Annotated in this window: 1 protein-coding gene; it reads left to right on the top strand. The window is 73.1% G+C overall.

Annotated features, from left to right (window positions below; translation table 11 throughout):
* Nucleotides 1-3,888, top strand: a 3,888-nt coding sequence (locus ACZ7DL_RS38920) for a type I polyketide synthase (RefSeq protein WP_470781774.1), incomplete at both ends; no start/stop codon positions are given.

Genomic DNA, 3,888 nt, shown 5'->3' with positions numbered 1-3,888 from the left:
GCCGATGGTGTGCGGGTGCGCCGGGTGGCGGTGGACTACGCCTCCCACACGCGGCACGTCGAGGCCATCGAGGGGGCGCTGGCGGAGGCGTTCGCGGACATTCGCGGGCAGGCGCCGGTGGTGCCGTTCTTCTCGACGGTGACCGGTGAGTGGGTCCGCGAGGCGGGTGTCCTGGACGGTGGTTACTGGTACCGGAACCTGCGCGGCCGGGTCCGCTTCGGCCCGGCCGTCAGCGCCCTGCTCGCCGAGGGCCACACGGTGTTCATCGAGTCCAGCGCCCACCCCGTTCTTGTCCAGCCGGTCAACGAGATCGTGGACGAGGCCGATGCCGAGGCCGTTGTCACCGGTTCGCTGCGTCGCGAGGAGGGAGGGCTGCGGCGGCTGTTGACGTCGATGGCCGAGGTGTTCGTCAGGGGTGTGCCGGTCGACTGGACGGGTGTCCTGCCCGCCGGTGCCGATGCCGCGCAGGTGGAGTTGCCGACGTACGCCTTCGACCACCGCCACTACTGGCTGAAGACCGCTCCCGCGGCGGACGCGGCCTCTCTCGGGCAGGCGGGCGCCGATCACCCCCTGCTCGGTGCGGTGGTCGAAGTTCCTGAGACCGGCGGGGTGCTGTGCACCTCCCGGCTGTCCCTTCGCACGCACCCCTGGCTCGCGGACCACGCAGTCGGCGGGGCGGTGCTCGTCCCCGGCACCGGACTGGTGGAGCTGGCGGTGCGGGCCGGTGACGAAGTGGGCTGCGGGGTCCTCGAAGAGCTGGTCATCGAGGCGCCGCTGGTGCTGCCGGGGCAGGGCGGGGTGCGGGTGCAGGTCGCCGTCGGCGGCCCGGAGGAGATGGGATCCCGTACGGTCGCCGTGTACTCGGCACCCGAGGACACCCCCGGAGACGTCGGTGTCGAAGCCTGGACCCGGCACGCCACCGGCACCCTCACCGCCCTGGGCCCGGCCGAACCGGCTCAGCCGGCCGCCGACCTCACCGTGTGGCCGCCCACCGGTGCCCGGCCGGTGGACGTCTCCGGCGGCTATGACCTGCTCGCCACGGCCGGTTACGGATACGGACCGGTCTTCCAGGGCGTACGGGCGCTGTGGCGGCGCGGTGACGATCTCTTCGCCGAGGTCGCCCTGCCCGAGGACCAGCGAGCCGGCGCGTCCCGGTTCGGCATCCACCCGGCGCTTCTCGATGCCGCCTTGCACCCCGCGATGCTCGATGTGGCGCTCTCCGACCCCGAGGGCGAGAACCGGACCGACGACGGCAGCGTCCACCTGCCGTTCGGCTGGAACGGGCTGCGCCTGCACGCGGCCGGTGCCACCGCGCTGCGCGTGCGCCTGACCCGGCCCGCGCCCGACGCCCTGTCCCTGGAGGCGGCGGACGAGACCGGAACCCCCGTGCTCACGCTGCGGTCGCTGGTCTCCCGGGCGGTCTCCACCGACCAGCTGGGCGCGGCGGCCGACGACAGCCGGCACTCCCTGTTCCGCGTCGAGTGGACGGAACTGCCCGGCACCGCGGAGCCCGGTACGAACCTGCCTCCCGCCTGGGTGCCGATCACCGCGCCGACTCATGTGGCCGCGCTGACCGACGGCTCGGGTGTGCCCCCGGTCGTGATCCTGGAAGCCGGTTCAACCGGGGCGGCGCAGGCCACGGACGACGAGGCGGCGCTGGCGCTGACGGGCCGGGTGCTGGAGATCATCCAGGCGTGGCTGGCCCGTCCCGGCCTGGAGGCGGCCCAGTTGGTCGTCGTCACCCGGGGTGCAGTGCCGGCTGACGGCGAGGAGACGGTGACCGATCCGGCGGCCGCGGCCGTCTGGGGCCTGGTCCGGGTCGCCCAGGCGGAGAACCCCGACCGGATCGTGCTGCTCGACACGGACACCCCCGCGGGCACCGAGGTGGAGTCGCTGCTCGCCGCCGTACTGGCCACCGGCGAACCCCAGGTCGCCGCCCGGGGGACCCGCCTGTTCGCGCCGAGGCTCGTCCGCGCGACGGCGCCCACCGCCGCCCGGGTTGCCTTCGACCCGGCGGGCTCGGTGCTGGTCACCGGCGGCACGGGCGTGCTGGGCGCGCTGGTGGCGCGGCACCTGGTGGTGCGGCACGGGGTACGGCATCTGGTGTTGGTGAGTCGGCGTGGTTCGGCGGTTGAGGGTGCGGCGGGGTTGGTGGCCGGGTTGTCGGGGCTGGGTGCGGAGTCGGTGTCGGTGGTGGCGTGTGATGTGTCGGATCGTTCGGCGGTGGCGGAGCTGTTGGGTTCCGTGTCGGCGGAGCGTGCGTTGTCGGGTGTGGTGCATACGGCTGGTGTGCTGGACGACGGTGTGATCGGTGCGTTGACGCCCGAACGTCTGGCGGGGGTGTTCGCGCCGAAGGTCAGCGCGGTCACGCATCTGGACCAACTCACCCGGGAACTCGTACCGGATCTGGGTGCGTTCGTGGTGTTCTCATCGGCGGCCGGGGTGTTCGGTTCGGCGGGTCAGGGCAACTACGCGGCGGCGAACGCGTATCTGGACGCGGTGGTGCAGCGGCGGCGGTCGTCCGGGTTGCCGGGTGTATCGCTGGCGTGGGGTCTGTGGGACCAGGCCACCGGCATGACCGCCCACCTCGACACCGCCGATCAGGCGCGGGTGAGCCGGAGCGGCAGCCAGACCATCGCCTCCGACGAGGGCCTGGACCTGTTCGACGCGGCCCTGCGCACCGGTGACGCCCTGCTCGTCCCGATCAAACTGGACCTGCGGTCGATGCGCGCCGACGCCGCGACCGGACGCGGCGTACAGCCCCTGCTGCGCGGCCTGGTCAAGGTGACCCGGCAGGTGGCCCGGGCAGCCGCCGCAACCGACGGCACCGGCGAACTCACCGGGCGCCTGGCCGCGTTGGAGCCTACGGAGCAAGAGGCGTTGCTACTGGACCTGGTGCGGACGCACGCGGCGACCGTGCTGGGTCACGCCGGCCCCGAGGGCATCAGGCAGGACACGGCGTTCCGGGACTCCGGGTTCGACTCGCTCACCTCGGTGGAGCTGCGCAACCGGCTGCGCGAGGCGACCGGCCTCAAGCTTCCCGCCACCGTCGTCTTCGACCACCCGACCCCGCTCGCCCTGGCCCGCCATCTGCGCGGCGAGCTGGGGGAGACGGTGGCGAGCGTCCCGACGCCGGCCACGGCGGTCACGCTCGCCGATCCGGACGAGCCGATCGCCATCGTCGGCATGGCCTGCCGCCTGCCCGGCGGCGTCAACAGCCCTGAACAACTGTGGCAGTTGGTGTTCGAGGGCCGGGACGCGATGTCCGGCTTCCCGGACGACCGGGGCTGGGACCTGGAGGGCCTCTTCGACTCCGACCCCGACAAGGCGGGCACGTCGTACGTCGACCAGGGCGGATTCCTGCACGAGGCGGGCCTGTTCGACGCGGGATTCTTCGGCATCTCGCCGCGCGAGGCGCTGGCGATGGACCCGCAGCAGCGGCTGCTCCTGGAAACGTCGTGGGAGGCGCTGGAGCGGGCCGGCCTCGACCCCCTGGCTTTGAAGGGCACCGATGTCGGCGTCTTCTCCGGCCTCATGGGCCAGGGCTACGGCTCCGGCGGCGAAGTCCCGGCCGAACTGGAGGGATTCGTCACCACGGGCGCCGGCAGCAGCGTGGCCTCGGGCCGCGTCTCGTACGTCTTCGGCTTCGAGGGTCCCGCGGTGACCGTGGACACCGCCTGCTCCTCCTCGTTGGTCGCCATGCACCTGGCCGCGCAGGCCCTGCGCAGCGGCGAATGCTCCCTCGCTCTTGCGAGCGGCGCGGCCGTCATGTCGAGCCCCGGCGCATTCGTCCAGTTCTCGCGGCAGCGGGGTCTGGCTTCGGACGGCCGTTGCAAGTCGTATGCGGATGCGGCGGACGGTACGGGCTGGGCCGAGGGTGCGGGTGTG

The organism is Streptomyces sp. NPDC036984 (assembly GCF_055607665.1).
This window is presented reverse-complemented; position numbering and strand designations above follow the sequence as displayed.